This window comes from Agrococcus sp. TF02-05, from assembly GCF_017565345.1.
In the GTDB taxonomy this organism is placed as follows: domain Bacteria; phylum Actinomycetota; class Actinomycetes; order Actinomycetales; family Microbacteriaceae; genus Agrococcus; species Agrococcus pavilionensis.
In genome coordinates, this window is the sequence record NZ_JAGEKO010000010.1 from 104,735 (window position 1) to 122,789 (window position 18,055).

Consider the following 18,055-nt stretch of genomic DNA (forward strand, 5'->3'; position numbering starts at 1 on the left):
CTCTCGGCCAATCGGAAGGCGGACTTCGGAACCATGCGCGGCATCATCCTCGCCGGCGGCAGCGGCACCCGGCTGTGGCCCATCACCAAGGGCATCTCGAAGCAGCTGATGCCGATCTATGACAAGCCGATGGTGTACTACCCGCTGTCGACGCTCATGATGGCCGGCATCCGCGAGGTGCTCGTGATCACGACGCCCGAGTACGACACGCAGTTCAGGGCCCTGCTGGGCGACGGCTCCGAGCTCGGCATGCGCATCGAGTACGCCGTGCAGCCTTCGCCCGACGGCCTCGCGCAGGCCTTCATCATCGGCGAGGAGTTCATCGGCGACGAGTCGGTCGCGCTCGTGCTGGGCGACAACATCTTCCACGGCACCGGGCTCGGCTCGAGCCTGCGGGCGCACACCGACATCGAGGGCGGCGTCATCTTCGCGTACCAGGTCGCAGACCCGACCGCGTACGGCGTCGTCGAGTTCGATGACGAGATGCGCGCGATCTCCATCGAGGAGAAGCCCGCCGAGCCCCGCAGCGCCTACGCCGTGCCCGGCCTCTACTTCTACGACAACGCCGTCGTCGAGATCGCCAAGACGATCGAGCCCTCGGCGCGCGGAGAGCTCGAGATCTCGACCGTGAACGAGCGCTACCTCGAGCGGGGGGCGCTCCACGTGCAGGTGCTCGACCGCGGCGTCGCGTGGCTCGACACCGGCACCTTCGAGTCGATGATGCAGGCGAGCGAGTACGTGCGCGTCATCGAGGATCGCCAGGGCTTCAAGATCGGCTGCATCGAGGAGATCGCCTGGCGTGCCGGATGGATCGACGACCAGCAGCTCGCGACCCTCGCGGCGCCGCTGGTGAAGAGCGGCTACGGCACCTACCTCGAGCGGCTGCTGGCGGATGAGCGCCGCTGAGGCGCGCTCCTCGAGCCTGGGGGACCGGGCGCGGGGCAGCGGGGACGTCGCGGTGATCGTGCGGACGAAGGACCGTCCGCTCCTGCTCGCGCGCGCGCTCGCGAGCATCGACGGGCAGTCGCTCCGACCGCGGCAGCTCGTCGTCGTGAACGACGGCGGCGAGCCGACCGCCGTCGAGGCGGCGCTCGACGCCGTCCGCACGACCGTGGCCGACGAGGTCGTCGTCGTGCACCACGACGCGCCGGTCGGACGGCCGCGCGGCATGAACGTGGGAGTGCGCGCCTCGAGCGCGAGCGCGTTCGTCTTCCACGACGACGACGACTCCTGGGCGCCGGCCTTCCTCGAGACGTCGCTCGCGCACCTCGACGGGAACCAGGCGGATGCCGCGGTCGCGACGCGCACGGCGGTCGTGTTCGAGCGCGTTGAGGGTGAGCGGATCGTCGAGCTCGCGCGCGAGGTCTATCAGGCCGACACCGCGTCGGTCACGCTCACCGAGACGCTCTACCGCAACGCCACCCCGCCGATCTGCCTCGTCTACCGGCGCAGCGCCTACGACGAGGTGGGCGGCTACGACGACGCGCTCACCGCGCTCGCCGACTGGGAGTTCTTGCTCCGGGTGCTCCGGATCGCGACCGTCGGCTTCGTCGACGGCGAACCGCTCGCGTTCTGGCACCACCGCAGGGACGACCTCTCCGCGACCGGCAACAGCGCGTACGCCGACGCCGGCGCACACGCCGCGTTCAACGCCGGCATCCGCGACGGCTACCTCCGACGCACGATGGCCGAGGTCGACGACCTCGGCGCGGCGCTCTTCGTCGCGGACGGGTTCCGTCGCATCGACGAGAAGGCCGACGCCGCGCGCGCGGAGGCGTCGCGCGTCGCCCAGTCGCGCGACGAGGCGCAGCGCGAGCACCTCGAGGCCGTGCACGCGGCCCTCGTGCACGAGCTCGTCGCGATCCACGCCTCCGTCGGCCGCCTCCAGGACGAGGTCGCCGAGCTCCGGCGACTGGCTTCGCGCAGCGCTGGCGCTCGGCTGCGGGAGGCGGGCGCGAGCCTGGGCGGACGCGTGCGCCGTCGACGCGCCACTCCGCCGTCGCCCTGAGCGCTCCGTTCGCTACCCTTGAGGGTCGACCTGCCGCCACTCTCCCTGCGAGGCTCCCGCATGCGCTCCGTGCTCTTCTATCTCGTCTACGACAAGGCGGGCTCCGTCGGCGAGTTCATCCCGCACCACTTGCGGGCAGTGCGCGACCACTTCGAGCACATCTTCGTCGTCTCGAACTCGCCGCTCGATGCTGAGGGTCGGCGCGTCCTCGAAGAGGTGGCGGACACCGTGTGGGAGCGCGAGAACGTCGGCTTCGACGTGCTGGCCTACCGCGACGCGATGCGCGAGTTCGGCTGGGACCGGCTCGCCGACTACGACGAGCTCACGCTCATGAACTACACGTTCTACGGGCCCGTCGGCTCGTACGCGCCCATGCTCGAGCGCATGGCGGCGACGGAGTGCGACTTCTGGGGCGTCACCGATCACGGGCCGGCCGTCAGCAGCCTCGCCGTGAGCGGCACCCTTCGCCGCCATTTGCAGACGCACTGGATCGCGGTGCGGCGGCGCATGCACCAGAGCCCCGAGTGGCGCGCCTACTGGGAGGGCATGCCGCCCATCGAGTCGTACGAGGACTCGATCGGCCACCACGAGGGCCGCTTCACCCATCACTTCGAGTCGAAGGGCTTCGTCTCGGCGGTCGCCTTCCCGGAGGCCGACTACCCCGTCGCGCACCCGATCTTCGACATGGTGACCGAGCTGCTCGACGACGGCCTGCCGATCGTGAAGCGCCGGCTGTTCTTCCACGACCCGCTCTACCACGACGAGCGCGCGATCCGCGCGGGCCGCGTCATCGAGCGGATGCGTCGGGCCGGCTACCCGATGCGGCTCGTGTGGGCGGACCAGGCCCGCACGGCGCAGCCGCGCGCGCTCCACGCGAACCTCGCGATGCTCGACATCCACCCGGACGTCGACCTCGGCGGCGCGGACGTGACCGGGCTCCGCGTCGGGGTGCTCGCGCACGTGTTCTACGTCGAGCTGCTCGACGAGCTGCTCGACCGCGCCGACACCATCCCCGGCGGCTACCGGCTCATCGCGACCACGACCGACGAGGCGAAGCGCTCGAGCATCCTCGCGCGGCTCGCCGAGCGCGGCCGCACCGGCGACGACGTGCGCGTGCTCGAGTCGAACCGCGGCCGCGACATCTCGGCGTTCCTGCTCGGCTGCCGCGACGTGCTGCTCGGGGACGAGTTCGACGTGGTCGTCAAGCTCCACTCGAAGCGCAGCCCACAGGACGGCTACACGAAGGGCACGTCGTTCAAGGAACACCTGCTCACGAACCTGCTCGGCGCCCCCGGCTACACCGCGAACGTGCTCCGGGGCTTCGCCGAGGACGACACGCTCGGCATGGTCTTCCCGCCGATGATCCACTCGGGGTACCCGACCATGGGCAACGGCTGGTTCTCGAACCGGGCGCCGGCGCAGCGGCTCGCGACGCGCCTCGGCATCGACGTGCCGTTCGACGACCTCAGCCCGCTCGCGCCCTACGGCTCGATGTTCATCGCGCGGCCCGAGGCGCTCCGTCCGCTGCTCGACGCCGACTTCGACTGGGACGACTTCCCGACCGAGGGCGGCTACTCGGACGGCAGCCTCACCCATGTCATCGAGCGCCTCTTCGGCTACTCCGCGATCAGCCGCGGCTTCCAGGTGCGCACGGTCATGGGCACGAGGCAAGCGGCGCAGTCGCACGCGATGCTCGAGTACAAGCTCGACTCCGTCGTCGCGGGGATCCCAGGGCTCCCCGAGGAGCAGGTCGCGCGCGTGCAGGCGAACAGCGGCATCGACGTCGTGGCAGCGATGAAGCTCTCGCTGCTCGGGCGCAGCCCGCGGATCGCGAAGGCGCTCGTGCCCGCCTACGCCGCGATGCGCGGCGGATACCGCAGCGTGCGCCGCATCCTGAGGCGGCGGTAGTGGCGAGACGCACCGCCGTCACGCTCGCGGAGGCCTTCGACCCGCGGGCGAACAGCATCGGCTTCCTGCGGTGGCTCATGGCGTTCCTCGTCATCTTCAGCCACGCCGGTCCGCTCGGCGGGTTCTACGGCGGTCAGGACCTCGGAGTGCAGATCTCGACCGAGCAGTCGATCGGGGGCGTCGCGGTCGCCGGGTTCTTCTTCTTCTCCGGCTTCCTCATCACCCAGTCGCGGATGGGCCGGTCGTCGATCTTCCGCTACTTCTGGCGACGCGCGCTGCGCATCATGCCCGCCTTCTGGCTCGCGCTCCTCACGACCGCGTTCGTGATCGCCCCTATCGCGTGGTGGCATGAGCACGGCACGATCGACGGATACTTCACGGCGCCCCGCGAGTCGCCATGGACCTACTTCCTCAACAACATGTGGCTCGAGCTGGGGCAGCGCAACATCGCTGAGATGGGCAGCAGCCTGCCGCTCGCCTCGCACGGCGGCTACGACTGGAACGGCTCGGCGTGGACGCTGCTCTACGAGTTCCGCGCCTACATCCTGGTCGGCGTCATGGGCCTGCTCGGCATCCTCGCGTACCGCTGGCTCACGACGGCGGTCGCCGCCGCGATCATCGTGCTCAACGCGATGCAGTGGATGGGCGCCGGCGGCGTGTTCAACGCCTGGCGCTGGTTCGACGACCCCTACATGCTGATGTTCTTCGCCCCCTTCGCGTTCGGCATGCTCTTCGCCGTCTGGAAGGACCGCATCCCGATCGACGACCGCCTCGCGATCGCCGCGGCGCTCGCGGCCGGCGCCACGTACGCGTTCGGCGGCTGGAACATCTGGGGCACCTACGCCTTCGCCTACGTGCTCATGTGGTTCGCCGTGCGAGCGACGCCGCTGCAGACCTGGGAGAAGCCGGGCGACTTCTCGTACGGGGTCTACATCTTCGCCTGGCCGATCATGCAGCTCGGCGCCTTCCTGGGCCTCCACCACGCCGGCTGGCTCGTCTACCACGTCGTGATCGTCGTCGCCGTGCACATCGCGGCGTTCGCGTCATGGCACCTCATCGAGAAGCCTGCGATGAGCCTCAAGAACTGGACGCCGCGGTGGCTCGAGCGGCTCTACGCCCGCGCGATCACGCCCGCGTGGGAGCGGCTCATGGGACGCGTCGTCGATCCGCGCTTCTCGTCCACGCCGCGCGCCGCCCGGATGCTCGCCCGCGAGGAGGCGGGCGCGTGACCGCCGTCGGTCCCGAGAGCCTGCGCGAGACGCCCGAGTCGAAGCCGTCGTGGCGGCGCAGCCACCGCTGGCGGCTGGTGCCGTTCGCGCTGCTCATCGTCGCCGTCATCGCCGCGACGATCGCCGGGCTCGTCTGGCGGAGCCAGCAGAACCCGCTCGGCGAGGGCGTCATCCAGCCGACCGCCGAACCGGCCGCCCCGCTCGATGCCGCCGCGTGCGCCCCGGCGTTCGACGGGCCGGCGGATGACCCGTGGGCCGACGACCCGGCTGCCGCGCGAGCCGCGTGGGACGCGCAGGCCGAGGGCCTGGGCGGCTACTTCGTCGAGGGCGACGACGGCCACGTGCTGCTCGGCGAGCCGCACTGGTCGAACCTCTCGCAAGCCGTCGGGCGCGAGCAGCTGACCCCCGCCCACGTCGAGGCGTGGGACGGCTACCTCTCGAACATGCGGGCCGACCTCGAGGCGCAGGGCAGGGAGCTGTTCGTCATGGTCGCGCCGGCGAAGTGGGAGATCGTGCCAGAGGCGCTGCCGGACGGTCTCGAGGAGCTGCGCGGCCCCGGGCACTTCGAGCAGCTGCAGCGCGAGCTGCCCCACGTGCCGTGGGTCGACGCGCGCGCCGCGCTCGCGGAGGCGCAGCGGGAGACGCCGCTGTACTCCCGGCTCAACAGCCACTGGTCGGACTACGGCGCATCCGTCGCCTTCGGTCAGCTCGCCGAGTGCCTCGGAGCGACCGACCCGGCGCTCGCGACGATGCCGCCGCTGCCGATCGACGGCGCGACGATGGCGCCCGACCGGAACGAGTTCACCGTCGCGGGACTGACGCGCGAGCCCGGTCTCGACTGGGCGGTGCCGAGCTGGACCGAGCCTGCCGCGCCGATGACGATCGTCGCGCCCGACGGAACCGAGCGCATCGAGGATGCTCGCACCGCGCTGCTCATGTCGGATCTGCCGGCGAGCACCTCGACGCCCGCGGCTCCTGTCGACCGCCACGTCCTGCTCGTGCGCGACTCGACGGGCGATCAGCTCGCACCCATGCTGCAATCGCAGTTCCAGCGGACGACCCAGATCCGGGCCTCGCTCGAGGAGCCGTCCGGGATGCCCGACGTGCCCGCGGAGGCGGCCAGCGCCGACGCCGACATCGTCGTGCTGCTCCTCGCGCAGCGCTATCTGCAGATCGTGCCGGGGGTCGAGCGTCCGTGAGGCGAGCCCGCCCGATGGTACGCTTCCCTCTGCCCGAGCGGCGGATGCGCCCGACGGGAGACGGAGGACGATGAGCAGGCTCGAGCGGACGCAGCGGCGTGCGGAGCGCACGACGACCCTCAACCTCCTCCGCAACCTGACGCTGCGGGAGATCCGCGCGCAGTACAAGCGCACGGCGCTCGGCCGCGTGTGGTCGCTCATCAACCCGCTCGCACAGATCGCGGTCTACTCGATCGTCTTCGGCCTGCTCATCCAGATCCCGGTCGCGCCCGGCTCCAACTCGGGACTCGAGCTCTTCCCGATCTGGATCGGCGTCGGCGTCATCGCGTGGGGCTACATCAGCGGCGCGATCTCCGCCGGCATGGGCAGCATGCTCGCGAACGCGGGCCTGCTGACGAAGGTCTACTTCCCGCGCTCGGTGCTGCCGGTCTCGGCGGTCCTCTCGAGCACGTTCACCTTCGGCACCGAGCTCCTCGTGCTGCTCGCGATCATGGTGCTCGTCGGCGGGCCGATGGTGCTGCTCTACGCGCCCCTCCTCGTGCCGCTGCTCGCGCTCACGCTCGCATTCGTCATGGGCATCGCGATGCTGCTGAGCGTCGCGAGCATCTACTTCCGCGACATCCAGCACCTCTGGTCGATCTTCAGCCAGATGTGGATGTACGCGTCGGGTGTCATGTTCTCGGTCGAGCTCGTGCGCGGAGCCGAGGAGCGACTCGCGAGCCAGTACGGCCTCGACCTGCCGCTCGTCACGCTCTTCCAGCTCAACCCCGCCGAGCGCTTCCTCGAGGCGTACCGGAACATCCTGTACGACTTCGCCGTCCCGAGCTGGGACATCTGGCTCACGCTGCTGTGCTGGTCGGTCGGGTCGCTCATCGTCGGCAAGCTCGTCTTCGACCGGCTCGCCCGCAACATCGTGGAGGAGATCTGATGGTCACCGCCGTCGATGTGCAGCACGTCTCGAAGTCGTTCCGCGTCTACCGGGACCGCAACCAGTCGCTCAAGGCGACCCTGCTGAGTGGCCGCCGAGCGGCGTTCGACCGCTTCCAGGCGCTCGACGACGTCTCGCTCGAAGTCCCCGAGGGCTCGACCTTCGGCTTGCTCGGCCGCAACGGCTCGGGCAAGTCGACGCTCCTCAAGTGCATGGCGCGCATCCTGAATCCCGACTCCGGCTCGATCACGACCCGCGGTCGCCTCGCGGCGATGCTCGAGGTCGGCTCGGGATTCCACCCAGAGCTGTCGGGGCGCGAGAACGTCTACCTCAACGGCTCGATCCTGGGCATGTCGCGCGCCGAGATCGACCGCAAGTTCGACCAGATCGTCGACTTCTCCGGCGTCGAGCGCTTCATCGACCAGCCCGTCAAGAACTACTCCTCCGGCATGTACGTCCGGCTCGGCTTCGCGGTCTCCATCCACGTCGAGCCCGACGTGCTCCTCGTCGACGAGGTCCTCGCCGTCGGAGACATGGAGTTCCAGGAGAAGTGCATGGAGAAGTTCGCCCAGTTCCGGCGCGAGGGGCGGACGGTCGTGGTCGTGAGCCACGGCATCGAGCAGATGCGCACCTTCTGCGACCACGCTGCGTGGCTCGACGGCGGCGTCGTGCAAGCGGTCGGCGCCGCGTCGTCGATCGTCGACCAGTACGCGGATGCAGGGCACGCGGTCACGGCGGGACCCGGCGGCGGCGTCCGGTTCGGCTCGGGGGAGGTGCGCTTCACGAAGCTGAGCCTCGTCGACGAGCACGGCGCGGACGCGACGAGCGTGCGCGCGGGCGCACCCGCGACGGTGCGCCTCTGGTACGAGGCCTCCGAGCGCATCGAGCGGCCGGTCTTCGGGGCGACGTTCCACACCGTGGACGGCGTGCACCTCTGGGGCCTGCACGGTCGCGACAGCGGCTACGTGCCCGAGGCGATCGAGGCCGGCACGGGCACCGTGGACGTGCGGGTGGAGCACCTGCCGCTCGCGCCCGGCGGCTACACCATCTCGGCGACAGTCCAGGATCAGAGCTGCACGCACGTCTTCGACTCGCTGCAGCGCGCCGGCAGGTTCACCGTCCTCGGCGGCGACTACCTCACGTCGGGCGGGATCCTCGCGCTCGACGCGAGCGTCGGAGGCCTGCGCGAGCACTGAGCGGCGCGCCCCCGCTATTGCTCGGCATCCGCCCTGGGGTACGATCGACCGACATCAACTCTCAACGATTGGTTGAAGCATGCGCCGGTGGCGGAGCAAGGTAGCGGTCGCGTCCGCGATAGCGCTGGTCGCGGGACTGCTCGTGGCGACGCCCGCGGTGCAGCACGCGCCGGCGGCAGAGGCCGCGGTCGCCTCCGACTTCGACCCCGGGATGATCGTCTCCGACGACGCGTTCTTCGACGGGGACGCGATGACCGCTGCGCAGGTGCAGTCGTTCCTCGACTCGAAGCACCCCGGGTGCCTCGCCGGCTACACCTGCCTCCCGGGCTACGCGCAAGCGACGCCGTCGATGCCCGCCGACGCGTACTGCTCGGCACTGCCCGGCCGCTCGTCGGAGTCGGCCGCGAGCATCATCGCCCGGGTGGGTGCGGCGTGCGACATCTCGCAGCGCTTCCTCATCGTGCTGCTCGAGAAGGAGCAGTCGCTCGTCACCCACCGCTCGCCGGCGACGAGCCGCTACGAGAAGGCGACCGGCTTCGGCTGCCCCGACACCGCACCGTGCGACGCGAGCGTCGGCGGCTTCTTCTACCAGATCTACTACGGCGCGCGGCAGTTCCAGCGCTACGCAGCGCACCCGAACAACTACAACCACCGCGCGGGCGTCGTCAACAACGTGCTCTACCACCCCAACGCCGCGTGCGGCTCGAGCCCCGTGCTCATCCGCAACGTCGCGACCGCGGGGCTCTACAACTACACGCCGTACCAGCCGAACGCCGCGGCGTTGCGCAACCTCTACGGCACTGGCGACGCGTGCTCCGCCTACGGCAACCGCAACACCTGGCGCATCTGGACCGACTGGTTCGGCGACCCGCGCGGCGCGAGCGACGGCATCCTCGCGCGGACGGCCGCGAACCCGAACGTGTGGCTGCTCTCGGGTGGTGACCGGTTCCTGATCCGCACCGAGCAGATGCTGGGCGAGTACTCGGCGCTCGGTCCGGTGAAGATCGTCGAGCCGGCGATCATCGACTCGAAGCGCCAGGGGCCCGACGTCGATCGCATCCTCCGCACCGAGGACGGCCGCATGTGGTTCAACGACGGCGGCACGCTGCACCACTGGCAGAGCTGCGGCGATCTCGCGAGCTTCGGCTACGGATGCGGGTCGTTCGTGAGCCTGCCGACGTCTCGGCTGTCGGCGTTCGCGATGGGCGCGCCCATGAGCGTCGTCGTGCGCACCGACGACGGCCACCACGTGCTCGTCCAGCAGGCGACGCGCCGGGAGGTCGCCGACCTCAGCGTGCTCGCGCTCTTCGCGCTGCCGACCACCGCGCTCCCGATGCGCACGACGTCGATCGCCCACCTGCCGATCGGCGAGCCGGTGCTCGGCTCCGGGGCCCTCGTCACCGACCCGCAGCGCTCGGTGCTGCTGGCCGCGACCGACGCCGGCGTGTACTCGATGCCGCGCGCGTTCGTGCGCGCGCCGATCGGCACGGGCGCCGTCGGGTTCTACGCCGAGTCGATCGCACGCATCGCGCCGCGCGGCGAGCTGCCTGCGCGCTTCCGCGACGGCTCGAAGTCGCTCGTCCTGACCGACCGCGGCGTGCTCGAGGTCGACGCGATGCACTACGGCGGCACGAGCGCCTTCACGGCGCTCGCCTCGCGCTCGTCGGTCGGCCTGCCGAGCGCCGGCCGGGAGCTCGCGCCGCACGTCGTGCGCGAGGACGGGCAGGCCCAGGCGTACCTCGTAAGCCACGGCTTCCGGCAGCCGATCGCCGACAGCGCCATCCCGCAGCTGCCCGCGCTCTACGGCGTCTCGAGCACTGTGCACCGCGTGCTGAGCGACGGCACGCGCGGCGTCCCCGAGCACTGGCGCCCCGCCTCCGGCACGCCCGTGCGCGCCGCCGACGCGCGCGAGGTCTACATCGTCGACGGCGACCGGCTGCTGCACCTGCGAGACTGGGCGTACGTGGCCCAGCTCGGCCTGCCACGCTCCGAGACCGTCACGTCGTCGAACCGCATCCTGAGCTTCCCGAACCGCACGGGCGCGATCGCGTCGCCTGCGCTGCGCTGCGGCTCGACGTCCATGCTCGGCATCGACGGCGTGCTGCACCCGATCGCGGACGCGGCGACCATCGCGGCCTACGGCATGCCCGTGGCCGACGCGACGGCCGCGCTCTGCGGCACGCTGCGCACGAGCACCGCGCCCGCGACCCGCTTCGTGCAGGGTCCCGACCGCGCGATCTACTACGTCGACGGCGGCACCCGCCGGCACGTGCCCGACATGGACACGCTCGCGGCGCTCGGCGGCGTCCGTGCCGGCTGGCGCAGCGCGTCGGCCTCGGCGCTCGTGCTGCTGCCGCTCGGGCAGCCGATGCGGCCGGCGATCGCTTCGGGCACGCTCATCCAGGGCAGCGGACCGGAGGTCTACGTCGTCGACGGCGACCGTCTCCTGCACCTCTCGTCCTTCGACATCTCGCGCGACCTCGGGCTCGGCACGAGCGTGCGGCGCGTGGAGCCCGCGGTGCTCGACTCGTTCAGGAGCCGCAGCGACCGCCTCGCGACCGTCGCCATCACGTGCGGCGGGCGCGCCTCGATCGCGATCGACGGCAGGCTCCACCCGTTCGCCTCCGACGCCGTGCGTCGCGCCTACGGTCTCGCGCCCGTGACGCTCTCGGAGGCGCTCTGCGCCGAGCTCCAGGTGGCGCAGCAGCCCATGACGCAGTTCGTCCGGGAGCTCAACGGCACCATCTGGTACATCGCCGACGGCAAGCGCCACCACCTCACGACCATGGCGGCCGTGCAGCGGCTCGGTGGCGTCGCCGCGGGCTGGCGGACCGCGGACGCGGTGCTGCTCGGACTGCTGCCGGTGGGCGCGCCGATCGCGTGAGCGGGGAGCGCGAGCGCCCTGACGCCGGCGCCGCGGCCCTGCTGTCGACCGTCGGCATGGCGGCGCAGGGCCTCGGCCGGTTCGCCTACCTCGCGGCGATCGGCCGCACGATGCCGGGCGACGTCTTCGCCGACGTGAGCGCGCTGCTCTCGGTCGCCGTGCTGCTCTCCCTCGCGTGGCCCGTGCCGCTCGGCAACGCCGCCTCGCGATGGATGAGCGTTGACGCCGACGCCGGCACGCAAGCGTCGCTGAACCGCTCCGGTGCGATGGGCAGCCTCGCGATCGGCGCGCTCAGCGTGCCCCTCGCGCTCGCGCTCGGCGTCGACCTCGCGACCGCGCTCGGTACCGGTGCCGTCGCGGTCGCCTACGGCGGCTACGTCTACGCGCGCGGTGCTCGGCTCGGCCTCGGGGGCGCGCGCCTCGTGTGCGCCATGGACCTCGCGAGCGCCGTCCTCTCGCTCACGCTGCTCGCGATCGTGCTCATCGGCGACGTGCGGTCAGCGCTGCTCCTGCCGATCGCGACGGGCTACCTGCTGTTCGCGCTCGTCGTCGCGCCGCATCGCTGGCGGCGCCCCGGGTCCTTCCCCGCGGGCCTCAGGTCGTTCGCCGCCTGGAACGTGCTGGGCGGCTTCGCGACGAACGGGCTGCTGCTCGTCGCGATGGTGGTCGCGAACGCCGCGACCGGTGCCGCGGAGGCCGCTGCGTACGCCGCCGCCTACTCGCTCGCGACGCCCGCATCGATGCTCGGCCAGGCGGTCAGCCAAGTGCTCATCGCGGCCGGCGCCTCGCGCGCCGACGATGCCGCCGGTCGGCGTCGCCTGCGCATCGAGGTCGCGGCGATCTGCGTCACGGTGAGCGTCGCGTTCGCGCTCGCCGCGGCACTCGCCCCGGTCTACATGCCGTGGTTCTACCCGGGGCTCGAAGGCGCGGTCGCGAGCCTGCAGCTGCTGCTCGTCGCCGTGTGGCTCTTCACCCTCGGTCTCATCCCCGCCGCGCTGCTCCTCGCCCAGCAGCGATCGCGAGCCGTCGCGCTCGGCAGCATCGCCGGCTGCGTCCTGGGCTTCGCGAGCATGGTCGCGCTCGCGGGGCCGCTCGGCACCGTCGGTGTGACCGCAGGCTTCGGCATCGGCTCGCTCGTCACGCTCGCGAGCCTCGTGGCGGTCGCCGTGCACGTGCGTCAGACGAGCCGGCGCCCGATCGCCCAGTAGCCGCGCGCGAGCGCGTTGAGCACACCGGTGACCCGGGGGAGCGGGATCATGGATGCGTCGAGGGTCGCGGTGAGGAGGGGCGCGAGCTCGCGATCGGAGCGCACGCGCCTGCCCTGCCAGTGCGCGCGTCGCGCGCGGATGTAGTCGCGGTGCTCGCGCACCCAGCGCTTCGCGCGCCGCTGCTCGTCCGCCCAGCCCTGCTTGCGCGCGAGCATGCCCATCGCGACGTCGAGCGCGGCGCACGGGAGCGCCTGCACCGCGCGCATCCGGCTGCCGAAGAGGGTCTGCTGCACGATCGCGCGATTGCGCTCGATGAGGTAGAGCTTGAGCGCGTTGCGCGAGAACTCGTAGTGGTGGAGGACGATCGCGGCGGGCTCGAGCACGACGCGCCGCCCGAGCATCCACGTGCGCCACGAGAGGTCGACGTCCTCGTGGTACGCGAAGAAGGTCGCGTCGAAGCCCTCGACCTCGCGCCACCACGACGTGCGCATCGTCGCTCCCGCTCCGGTGCAGCATGCGACGTCCCGCGAGACGGCGTGCGCCGCGGCCGGCTCGCCGTAGGCCCCGGCCCATGAGAGCGCCGTGTAGTGCAGCGGGTTGCCCGCGGAGTTGAGCGTGTCGGGAGCGTCCGCGAGCCGCAGGCTCGGCGTCGCGATGCCGACGCCCTCGCCGCCCGCTCGCGCGACGAGGTGCGAGAGGGCGTCGGGCGCGAGCTCCGCGTCGGAGTTGAGCAGGGTGAGGAACTCGGTCTCGGCGCCCTCGGCGCCGAGGTTCACCCCGCCGGCGAACCCGAGGTTCTCCGCGGGCGTCACGACCGTCACGCGCGGATCGGCCGGGAGCATCGCGACGGCATCGCTCGTGCAGCCGTTGTCGACGACGCGGACCGAGACGTCGACGCCCCGCGACGCGAGCGCCGAGCGCACGGCGTCCCCGAGGTAGGGCTCTTCGCCGTACGCGAGCACCACGACCCGCACGGTGGGCAGGGCTTCCATCGACCGCTCCAATCCTCGCTCCCGCTACTGCACCGTCACTGCGACGCACGAGAGCGCTACCGCGCCCGCGCCGATCGCCACGAGCAGCCACGAGCTCCACCTCGACCGGCCGAGCACGGCCGCGAAGCACAGCAGCGCGGCCGGCAGCATCGGCATGCCGTAGCGGCCGGCGAGCTGCACGTACTCACCCGTGCTCGCCCAGGTCGCGATCGCGAGCGCGGGCCCGACCACGAGCATCCCGACGATCGTGCCGCCGCCGAGCGCGGCGATCCGCGCGGCGCGGCGGCCGAGCATGACTGCGGCGAATGGCCCGGCGGTCGTCATGACCCCGACGACGCTCGCGAGCACGACGGCGTCCGCGCCGATCTGCCCGGGCGAGTACGATCCGCCGGCCGCGTTGTAGAAGAACATCGTCGCCTCGCGCGCGAGACCGACGAGCGAGAGCTCGCGGCCGAGGCCCTGCTCCGGCGCGTCGCCGACGGCGATCGCGCGGCGCACGACGAGCCAGGCTGCCTGCGCGACGACGGGGAGCACGAGCGCGAGACCGAGCGCGAGGCCCGTGCGGCTCACGACGACCGAGCGGAGCCGCGTCCATGGGCTCGTGCCGTCGTCCGCTCGCTCGAGCAGCAGGCCGATGAGGATCGCGACGACCGCGACGACCACCGCGCCGAGGTTCTGCACCTTGAGCAGCGTCATCGCGACGGCGGCGGCCACGAGGCCCACGAGCGCGGGACGGCCCGCGAGCACGCGCATCGCCAGCAGCGCCATGAGGGCGCCGGCGAGCAGCGACGACGAGTCGGTCGACACGAACGTGTGCGCGTGCAGCACCGGCATGGACCCGAGCAGCACGAGCGCGCTCCCGGCCGCGGCGACGCGGCGGATGCCGGCGGCGCGAGCGGCGGCGTAGAGCAGCACGAGCGCGGGCGCGAGCCAGATCGCGCCCGCGAGGCGCATGGCGTCGACGGGATCCTCGACGCCGAACACGGCCTCGATCGCTTCTGCGCCGGCCCACGTGATCGCCGCGTAGAAGGGCGGGTAGATGTCGGCGCTCGTCATGCCGCCCTGCGGCAGCACGTCATCCGGCAGCCCCTCCGCCTCGCCGCACACCGCTCCAGCGGGCGGACCGAACAGGATGATGCCGCGACACGAGATCGCCTCGAGGGCGAGCTCGCCGAGATCCTCGCCCTGGCGCACGACGAGCTGCGTCGGGACCTTGTCGACCGCGTCGATGTAGAGGTACTCGTCGATGTACGAGATCTTCGGCTGCCGCGCGACGTGCACGCCGACGATGATCGCGCTCAGGATGACCGCGAGCAGGGTCACCGCCGTCCACTCGACGAGCATGCGGAGGCGGGGCGATCTCATGGCGCGGCCATCCTCTCACGGCAACGAGCGTGCGCCGCGACGGGCTGGTGCCCACGGGGGCGCGCGGGCGTCGCCATAGAATGGGCGTGTGGAGGGACCGACGGACGCCGAGCTCGCGCGCGACACGTGGCTCGTCGTGCCGCTGTACAACGAGGCGACGGTCATCCGGGACGTCGTCCGGCAAGCGCGCGAGACCTTCCCCAACGTCGTGTGCGTCGATGACGGCTCCGCAGACGACTCGGCAGCCGAGGCCGAGCGCGGCGGCGCGAGCGTCGTGCGCCACCCCATCAACCTCGGCCAGGGCGCCGCGATCCAGACGGGACTGCGCTTCGCGGTCGAGCAGCCCGGCACCAGGTTCGTCGTCACGTTCGACGCCGACGGCCAGCACCGCACGGAGGACGCGCTCGCCATGGTGCGGCGGCTCCAGCGCGAGCGGCTCGACGTCGTGATCGGCTCGCGCTTCCTCGACGGGCGCACGCGCCCGGGGCTGCTCAAGCGCATCGTGCTCAAGGGCGCGGTCGTCCTCCAGCGGATGACGAGCGGGCTGCGGCTCACGGATGCCCACAACGGCCTGCGCGCGATGACGCGCGACACCGCGGCGCGGCTGCGCATCACGCAGAACCGCATGGCGCACGCCTCGGAGATCGTCGACCAGATCGGGAGCCTCGAGCTGCGCTACGCCGAGGAGCCCGTGCACGTCATCTACACCGACTACTCGCGCTCGAAGGGGCAGTCGCTGTGGAACTCGGTGAACATCCTCAGCGAGCTCATCTTCAAGTAGGTCGGACCATGCTGATCCAGATCATCCTCGTCACCGCGCTCGCGGTGCCGGCGCTCATCCTGCTGCTCCCCACGCGGGGCGCGCGGGGTCTCGCGATCCGCAGGCTGACGCTCCTCGCGGTGCTGCTCGTCGGCATCGTCGCGATCATCTGGCCGCAGATGACCGACACCGTCGCGCGCACCCTCGGGGTCGGACGGGGCGCCGACCTGCTGCTCTACGGCCTGATCGTCGTCTTCCTGAGCTACTCCCTCTCGACCTCTGCGCACATCCGTCGCGTCGACCGGCAGATCTCTGAGCTCGCGCGCGCCCAAGCGCTGCTCGAGGCGAGGACGCGCGGTGACGCGAGCGACGCGGCGGCGCGGACGACGCTGCCCGTGCGCGAGCGGCCCGTCGAGGAGCCGCAGCAGCCCCGGGCGCTCGGCGAGGATCCGCCGCCGCGCTGAAGCGCGCCGCTCGTCTCAGTCCGCGTCGCGCTGCGCCATGAGCGCGCGGATGTCCGTCGCGTCGCCCCACACGGCCTTGGAGTCGTACGGGCGGTCAGGGAACGCGCCGTACTCGAGCTCGATGCCCAGGTCGTTCTCGCGGATGAATCGCTCGACCTGGTCCGCGAGGGAGACGGGCGTGCCGGAGGAGACGTTGACGATGCCGCGCAGCTCGTCCTGCAGCGCGACCGCGGCGATCTGGCGGCCGAGCTCCTCGACGTGGATGAAGTCGAACTCGTTCTTGCCGCTCGTGAAGGGAAACGTCCGCTGCCCCGACTGCGCTGCCTGCAGCAGCTTCGTGAAGATCGACTGGTTGTTGAGGTCGTCGCCGTAGATGTAGTACGCGCGGAGCCACTGCACGATCGGGTCGCCCGGCAGGTGGTCGAGCGCCGCGCGGCGCAGCGCGTCCTTCGCGATGCCGTAGAGCGAGAGGGGGTTCGTCGGCGTCGAGGCGTCGATCGCACCTTCGTGGTACCCCACCTCGTGCATCGTGCCGAGCGCCGCGATCCGGCGCACGCCTGCCTCGGCGAAGTGGCTCAGCACCCGGAAGTGGTCGGAGAGGCGCAGCATGTGCACCGGCGCGTTGTGCTGGAAGCCCCGCTCCCAGGCGAGGTGGACGAGGGCGTCGGGCACCTCGCGCGTCAGGCTCGCGAGATCGGCGCCGTGCGCGAGCAGGTCGAGCTCGACGACCGAGGCTCGCTCGTCGACGCGGTACGCCCGCTCGGTCCGCACGACCGCGGTGACGCGGGCGCCCTCGTCGAGCAGTGCTCGGACGACGTGCCGGCCGATGTAGCCGCCGGCGCCGGTGACGACGATGTGTGGAGTGCTCATCGCCTCCGAGCCTAGCCCGCCGAGGGCCCGGCCCTCACAGCCTGAAGAGGAAGCGGACGGGGGTGCGCAGCTGCACGAGCCACGCGACCGCGGTGCCGACGACGAGCCCGAAGGCCACCATCGCCGCCCCGAGCGCCGTGGGGCCCTCGCGCATGAGCGGCTCGGCGAAGAGGTTGAGCCCCCAGTACATGGTGATCCAGTGCGAGACGTAGAAGACGATCGAGTGCTTGCCGACCCAGCGCAGCGCCCTGGCGAGCGGGTTCCGCCATGGGGCGCGCGAGAGCAGGCCGATGCCCGCGGCGATCGCCGCGATCACGAGCGGCGCGATGATCGCGTCGCCCGAGCCGGGCCCCTCCGGCGGCAGCACGATCGCGACGACGGCGACTGCGCTCGCTGCGCCGATGAGGATCGCGACCGGGTGGCGCAGCAGCGGCAACCACCGGGGGAGGTTCTGCATCAGGAGGTCGCCGGCGAAGAAGAACGAGAGCAGCACGAGCGTGCGCTGTGGCGAGAGCATCGAGATCGCCTCGGGCAGCTCGAACCTGCTCACGACGAGCGCGAGCGCGAGCGGCGCCAGCGTCCGCAGCCAGGCGGGGAGACGACGCATCGCGAGCGCGGCGAGGTAGGCGATCAGGAGCGTGTGCAGGTACCAGAGGTAGGTGTTGGGCGCGACGAGTCCGCGCACGACCGTCTCGATGCCGAGGCTCGGGAACACGGCGAGGAGCAGCAGCAGCCAGACGACGTACGGCCACGCGATGGCCCGCAGCTTGCCCACGAGGTAGCGGCCCGGCCCCTTCGAGAGGGAGGTGCCGAGGAGCATGCCCGAGAGCACCATCAGCAGCGGGATGCGGAACGGCGAGGCGATGGTGTTGAACATCGCGACGCCCTCGTCGGGCGGCATGCCGATCGAACGCAGCATCTCCGCGGCGTGCAGCACCATGATGAGCACGATCGCTGTGCCGCGCAGACCGTCCATCCAGTGCATCCGGCCGGTCTTCGGCGGCGCCACGGATGTCTCGGTCACAGTCTCTCCTCGATGCACGA

At 71.6% G+C, this 18,055-nt stretch carries 15 protein-coding genes; 11 read left to right on the forward strand and 4 right to left on the reverse strand.

Annotation, left to right across the window (positions count from 1 at the left end; genetic code table 11):
- Window positions 1-33: 33 nt before the first annotated feature.
- From rfbA to JQT67_RS10970, 9 genes are all read left to right on the forward strand, one after another.
- Entirely contained in the window at window positions 34-906 is an 873-nt protein-coding gene (gene rfbA / locus JQT67_RS10930) for a glucose-1-phosphate thymidylyltransferase RfbA (protein WP_208064684.1), read from the forward strand.
- On the forward strand, window positions 893-2,008 hold the full coding sequence (locus tag JQT67_RS10935; protein ID WP_208064685.1) for a glycosyltransferase family A protein: 1,116 nt from the start codon (window positions 893-895) through the stop codon (window positions 2,006-2,008). Before rfbA ends, JQT67_RS10935 begins: the two co-directional genes overlap by 14 nt.
- Window positions 2,009-2,068: 60 nt before the next feature.
- On the forward strand, window positions 2,069-3,916 hold the full coding sequence (locus JQT67_RS10940) for a rhamnan synthesis F family protein (protein WP_208064686.1): 1,848 nt from the start codon (window positions 2,069-2,071) through the stop codon (window positions 3,914-3,916).
- Window positions 3,916-5,145, forward strand: coding sequence for an acyltransferase (locus JQT67_RS10945; protein WP_208064687.1), 1,230 nt, complete (start codon window positions 3,916-3,918; stop codon window positions 5,143-5,145). The genes JQT67_RS10940 and JQT67_RS10945 overlap by 1 nt, the downstream gene beginning before the upstream one ends.
- A complete protein-coding gene (locus JQT67_RS10950; protein WP_208064688.1) occupies window positions 5,142-6,344 on the forward strand; it encodes a hypothetical protein in 1,203 nt (400 codons plus the stop codon). Before JQT67_RS10945 ends, JQT67_RS10950 begins: the two co-directional genes overlap by 4 nt.
- A 70-nt stretch (window positions 6,345-6,414) precedes the next feature.
- The gene (locus JQT67_RS10955; protein WP_208064689.1) at window positions 6,415-7,272 is read left to right on the forward strand and encodes an ABC transporter permease; all 858 of its coding nucleotides are present in this window, start codon (window positions 6,415-6,417) and stop codon (window positions 7,270-7,272) included.
- Complete coding sequence (locus JQT67_RS10960) at window positions 7,272-8,468, forward strand: ABC transporter ATP-binding protein (protein ID WP_208064690.1); 1,197 nt, start codon at window positions 7,272-7,274, stop codon at window positions 8,466-8,468. Before JQT67_RS10955 ends, JQT67_RS10960 begins: the two co-directional genes overlap by 1 nt.
- Window positions 8,469-8,610: 142 nt before the next feature.
- The gene (locus JQT67_RS10965) at window positions 8,611-11,352 is read left to right on the forward strand and encodes a hypothetical protein (protein WP_208064691.1); all 2,742 of its coding nucleotides are present in this window, start codon (window positions 8,611-8,613) and stop codon (window positions 11,350-11,352) included.
- Window positions 11,349-12,560 (forward strand): hypothetical protein, encoded by a 1,212-nt coding sequence (locus JQT67_RS10970; RefSeq protein WP_208064692.1) that lies wholly within the window; start codon window positions 11,349-11,351, stop codon window positions 12,558-12,560. The genes JQT67_RS10965 and JQT67_RS10970 overlap by 4 nt, the downstream gene beginning before the upstream one ends.
- Here JQT67_RS10970 and JQT67_RS10975 read toward each other — a convergent pair.
- Window positions 12,530-13,552 carry a glycosyltransferase family 2 protein gene (locus JQT67_RS10975; RefSeq protein WP_208064693.1) on the reverse strand — a complete coding sequence of 341 codons (1,023 nt, stop codon included), beginning with the start codon at window positions 13,550-13,552 and terminating at the stop codon, window positions 12,530-12,532. The genes JQT67_RS10970 and JQT67_RS10975 overlap by 31 nt on opposite strands.
- 24 nt (window positions 13,553-13,576) lie before the next feature.
- Entirely contained in the window at window positions 13,577-14,917 is a 1,341-nt protein-coding gene (locus JQT67_RS10980) for a hypothetical protein (protein WP_208064694.1), read from the reverse strand.
- An 88-nt stretch (window positions 14,918-15,005) separates the two neighbouring features.
- Here JQT67_RS10980 and JQT67_RS10985 point away from each other — a divergent pair, with 88 nt between their 5' ends.
- Window positions 15,006-15,698, forward strand: coding sequence for a glycosyltransferase family 2 protein (locus JQT67_RS10985; RefSeq protein ID WP_208064695.1), 693 nt, complete (start codon window positions 15,006-15,008; stop codon window positions 15,696-15,698).
- An 8-nt stretch (window positions 15,699-15,706) separates the two neighbouring features.
- Window positions 15,707-16,141: a DUF2304 domain-containing protein gene (locus JQT67_RS10990; RefSeq protein WP_208064696.1), complete on the forward strand. Its 435-nt coding sequence runs from the start codon at window positions 15,707-15,709 to the stop codon at window positions 16,139-16,141.
- A 15-nt stretch (window positions 16,142-16,156) separates the two neighbouring features.
- Here JQT67_RS10990 and JQT67_RS10995 read toward each other — a convergent pair whose 3' ends face one another.
- Both JQT67_RS10995 and JQT67_RS11000 read right to left on the reverse strand, forming a co-directional pair.
- Window positions 16,157-17,011: an NAD(P)-dependent oxidoreductase gene (locus tag JQT67_RS10995; RefSeq protein WP_208064697.1), complete on the reverse strand. Its 855-nt coding sequence runs from the start codon at window positions 17,009-17,011 to the stop codon at window positions 16,157-16,159.
- A gap of 34 nt (window positions 17,012-17,045) precedes the next feature.
- Window positions 17,046-18,035, reverse strand: a complete 990-nt coding sequence (locus tag JQT67_RS11000; RefSeq protein WP_208064698.1) for an acyltransferase — start codon at window positions 18,033-18,035, stop codon at window positions 17,046-17,048.
- Window positions 18,036-18,055 lie beyond the last annotated feature (20 nt).

Excerpts from the sequence above, each read along its gene's own strand:
- JQT67_RS10955 (WP_208064689.1), top strand. The coding sequence starts at position 6,415 with ATGAGCAGGCTCGAGCGGACGCAGCGGCGTGCGGAGCGCACGACGACC.
- JQT67_RS10990 (WP_208064696.1), top strand. The coding sequence starts at position 15,707 with ATGCTGATCCAGATCATCCTCGTCACCGCGCTCGCGGTGCCGGCGCTC.
- JQT67_RS10975 (WP_208064693.1), bottom strand. The coding sequence starts at position 13,552 with ATGGAAGCCCTGCCCACCGTGCGGGTCGTGGTGCTCGCGTACGGCGAA.
- JQT67_RS10940 (WP_208064686.1), top strand. The coding sequence starts at position 2,069 with ATGCGCTCCGTGCTCTTCTATCTCGTCTACGACAAGGCGGGCTCCGTC.
- JQT67_RS10960 (WP_208064690.1), top strand. The coding sequence starts at position 7,272 with ATGGTCACCGCCGTCGATGTGCAGCACGTCTCGAAGTCGTTCCGCGTC.
- rfbA (WP_208064684.1), top strand. The coding sequence starts at position 34 with ATGCGCGGCATCATCCTCGCCGGCGGCAGCGGCACCCGGCTGTGGCCC.
- JQT67_RS10995 (WP_208064697.1), bottom strand. The coding sequence starts at position 17,011 with ATGAGCACTCCACACATCGTCGTCACCGGCGCCGGCGGCTACATCGGC.
- JQT67_RS10980 (WP_208064694.1), bottom strand. The coding sequence starts at position 14,917 with ATGAGATCGCCCCGCCTCCGCATGCTCGTCGAGTGGACGGCGGTGACC.
- JQT67_RS10935 (WP_208064685.1), top strand. The coding sequence starts at position 893 with ATGAGCGCCGCTGAGGCGCGCTCCTCGAGCCTGGGGGACCGGGCGCGG.